Origin of the sequence: Reyranella sp. CPCC 100927, from assembly GCF_007859315.1 — a bacterium.
GTDB lineage: Bacteria > Pseudomonadota > Alphaproteobacteria > Reyranellales > Reyranellaceae > Vineibacter.
The window spans coordinates 1-3,624 of the sequence record NZ_VOHA01000054.1; the positions used below are offsets into that span (position 1 = coordinate 1).

The 3,624-nt window shown below is 70.0% G+C and carries 1 protein-coding gene; it reads right to left on the minus strand.

All coding sequences use genetic code 11. The annotated features are described in order from the left end of the window. A partial coding sequence (locus tag FQU96_RS41880; protein WP_178131210.1) for an autotransporter-associated beta strand repeat-containing protein occupies positions 1-3,624 on the minus strand: 3,624 nt, incomplete at both ends.

Consider the following 3,624-nt stretch of genomic DNA (forward strand, 5'->3'; position numbering starts at 1 on the left):
AGACCGATCCGGCGCCCGTGACCACGAAGGTGCCCTGGCCGCCGGGATTGTTGCCGGCAGCGGCGGTGCCACTGGAGACGATGCGCCCGCCGTTGCTGACCGTAAACGAGCCGGGGCCGCCGTAGGTCAGCACATCGCCTGCGGTCACGGTGGAGCCGGTGCCGGAAACAGTGACGCTTCCTGTCCCGTTCCCGCTTGTTCCAGAGTCGCCAGCGCCCAGAATCGTGGTGACGACACGCCCGCCATTCGTGACGGTCACCGTGCCGGTGCCGGACCTGCCGACGGTGATCTCCGGCGCCTGCCAGGTCGAATTCGGTCCATCGACGCGCAGGGTGGCGTTCGATCCGGTCGCACCGCTCACGACCACGCTGCCGCTCGCCAGGCTGCCGCCGTTCGCGACGGCCATGGTGCCGGCGGCGATCTGCGTCGTCCCGCTGTAGCTGTTGGTGCCGGTCACGGTCAGCGTGCCGGCGCCGGTCTTGGTGACGCCGCCGGTGCCGCTGATGGTCCCGGTCAGGGTCAGGTCGGCATCGCTCTGGATCGTGCCGCCCGCCATCGCGACGGCGCGCGCCGTCGTGAACGGCGCGGTGATGAGCAGCGTGCCCACTCCGATCGTCAGGGCGCCCGATACGCTGCCGAGATTGTTGTCGGCGGCAATGCTCAGCGTGCCGCCGTTGATCGTCGTGCCGCCGGTGTAGGTGTTGGCGCCGGCGAGGATCACGAGGTCGCCGTTGACCTGCACGCTGCCGCCGCCCGAGATCACGCCGGCGAAGGTGTCGTTGGCGTTGTTGGTGAATGCCAGCACGCCGTCGTTGACGATATTGCCGATGATCGACCCGGGAGTGACGCCGTCACCGATCTGCAAAGTGCCGGCGGCGATCGTCGTGCCGCCGCTGTAGGTGTTGACGCCGTTGAGGATCAGCGTGCCGGCACCGATCTTGTTGAGGTTGGTGCCGGTGCCGTCGGCGATCACCGAGCCGATGGTGGCCACGACGTTGGCCTCGACATTGATGGTGCCGGTGGTGCCGGTGGCGGGCGCCAGCGTGAGCGTGCCGCCGGTCAGCGTGTAGCCGGTGGTGGAGAACTGCAGCGTGTCGAACGCCTGCGTGCCGCTGACCGCGACCGCGCCGGCGGTGCCGGCGAAGACGCCGACGGAGCCACCCCAGGTACCGTTGATGCCGGCCTGTCCGGGCTGGCCGGTCCAGTTGGTGCCGGTGTTGGTCCAGGTGCCGGTGCCGCCGTCGACGCTGCCGTTGCCGGTGCTGTCGGCGCCGTCCCAGAACTGCAGGGTCTGTCCGGCGCCGACCACGGCGAGGTTGACCTGGTTGGGGATGGCGGTCTCGACCTGCTGTCGCGCCGGCGTGAAGCCGCCGGTGCCGGTGACGGTGGTGGTGTCGAAGGCGCCGGCGAGCGTGCCGCCGTAGTTGAAGAGGCGATAGTAACCGCCGGCGGCGACCTGGGCGTCGAGGGCGCCACCGAGGGTGAGGTTGCCGGTGACGACGACAAGATCGTTGGTGGCGCCGCCGACGACGCCGGGCGAGTTCAGCTCGAATCGCGAGGTCGAGCCCGGGCTGAGCGTGAGTGTGCCGACGGTGAGGGTGCCGGGGCTGGCGCCGGCCGACAATGTGCCGCCGGCGCCGATGGCGACGGGCCCGGTGAGGGTGCCGATGCCGCCCAGCGTACCGTTGGTGGTGACGTTGACGGTGCCGCCGAGTTTGCCGTCGACGCGCAGGGTGCCGCCCGACACGGTTGTGGTGCCGGTGAAGGCGCTGCTGTCGGGCGTGAGGATGGTGACACCGGCCAGGACGTTGATGGCGCCTTTGCCGGAGATGGCCGGTGCGAACGTGTAATCCGTGCCGGTGTGGTTGAAGGTGATGGCGCCGGTGCCGTTGCCGATCGGGACGGCGCCGAACTGAACCGTGGCCGCTTGGATCGTGCCGGGCGCGACGGGCGTCGTGCCGGCGGCGGCGCCGATATTCAACGCGCCGCTCCCGCTGAGGCGGCTTGCGACAGTGAGGGTGCCGGTGCCGTTGGCGACGGAGACAAGGCCGCCGTCGGCCACGGTCAGCGTTCCGGAACCTGCATCGCCGATGATCATGCCGGTGGCGCTGACATGGTCCCACACCGACCCGGCACCGGTGACGGTGATCGTACCCGATCCGTTGAAGCCGAGCGTGACCGCGCCATTCGAGATGACCCGTCCGCCCGCGCTGACGCTCAGCGTCGCTTGCGGTGCGCTGGTATGGAGGTCGTTGAAGGCCAGGATGGCGTTCTGGCCGGAGACGGAGACGGTCGATACATTGGCCCAAAGGTCGAGAAGACCCTGAACCGTGACGCGGCCGCCATCGATGATGCGCACCGTGGGCGTGCCGCCATGGCCCAGGACCAGGGAGGACGTCTGCAAGACTGCGCTCGAGCCCGGAACGACCAGGGTGCTGCTACCCATCATACTGACGGGCCGAGTCACCGTCAGCTGGCCGCCATCGGACACAGCCAGGGTGCCGGCGATGACAATGACAACGCCATCATAGGTACTGCTGCCGGTCATCGTCAGGGTTGCGGCGCCAGATTTTGTGATGGCGCCGGTACCGCTGAGACTCCCCGTCAAGATCAGGTCGGCGTCGGTCTCGATTCCGGCGCTGACGCTGGTCGTGACGATGGCGCGCGCCGTCGTGATGGGAGCGGTGGTGGTGCGCAGTACGCTGGCCAGCGTCAGCGTCCCCGATTCGTCACCCAGGCTGCCGTCCGACGCAATGACCAGCCGACCGCCGTTGACGGTCCAGGGCGTGACTTCGGTCGTGGTGCCGGTCAGCGTCCAGGTGCTGTTGCCGGTCTTCTCGTAGCGTTGGAAACCCACAATCCGGCCGGCTTCGATCTGCCCGACATCGAAGCTGCTGTTGGTCGACCCGCCCAGGGCCAGGGTGCTGTCGCCGCTGGCGTCGACGATGCCGTTGATCACCGACCCGGCCCGCAGTTCCAGGCGGTTGGTGCCGCCGGCGAAGACGATGGCGCGGCTGCGGAATTGCTCGGTGCCGGTCGGATCGAACGTGAAGCCGCCCGAGATCGTGCCGCTGTTGATGATGGTGGCATTGATCCCGGCGACGCCGAAACCGCCGCTGCCGACATCGCCCCGGCCGGCGGCGCCGCCGCTGCCGATCAGGCCTGTGCCACCCAGGCCGCCGTTGCCGCCGGTGATCGTGCCGGTGTTCTCGAGCGTGCCGCCGATCAGGGTCGCGCCGTGGCCGGCATCGCCGCCCCGGCCGGCGAAGGACGTGTAGCCCAGCGCGCCACCCGGGCTGCCGTTGCCGCCGATCCCGCCATTGCCGCCGGTGATGGTGCCGTTGTTGGTGATGATCACACTGCCGGTCGCCGACAGGCCATTGCCGCCCGAGCCGCCGCCGCCGCCGTCGTAGGGGCCGCCGGTGCCGCTGCCGGCATTGCCGCCGATGCCACCCGTGACGGTCTGGCCTGATGTCACTGTCGCGGTCCCTGTCAGGGACGCGCCATAGCCACCTTCGCCGCCGCCACCACCGCCACCGCCGCTGCCGGTCCCGCCGCTGCCGCCATCGCCGCCGCGGCCGCCAAGAAGCGCGCCGGCCGGCAGGGTGCTGCCGCTCGCGCCGT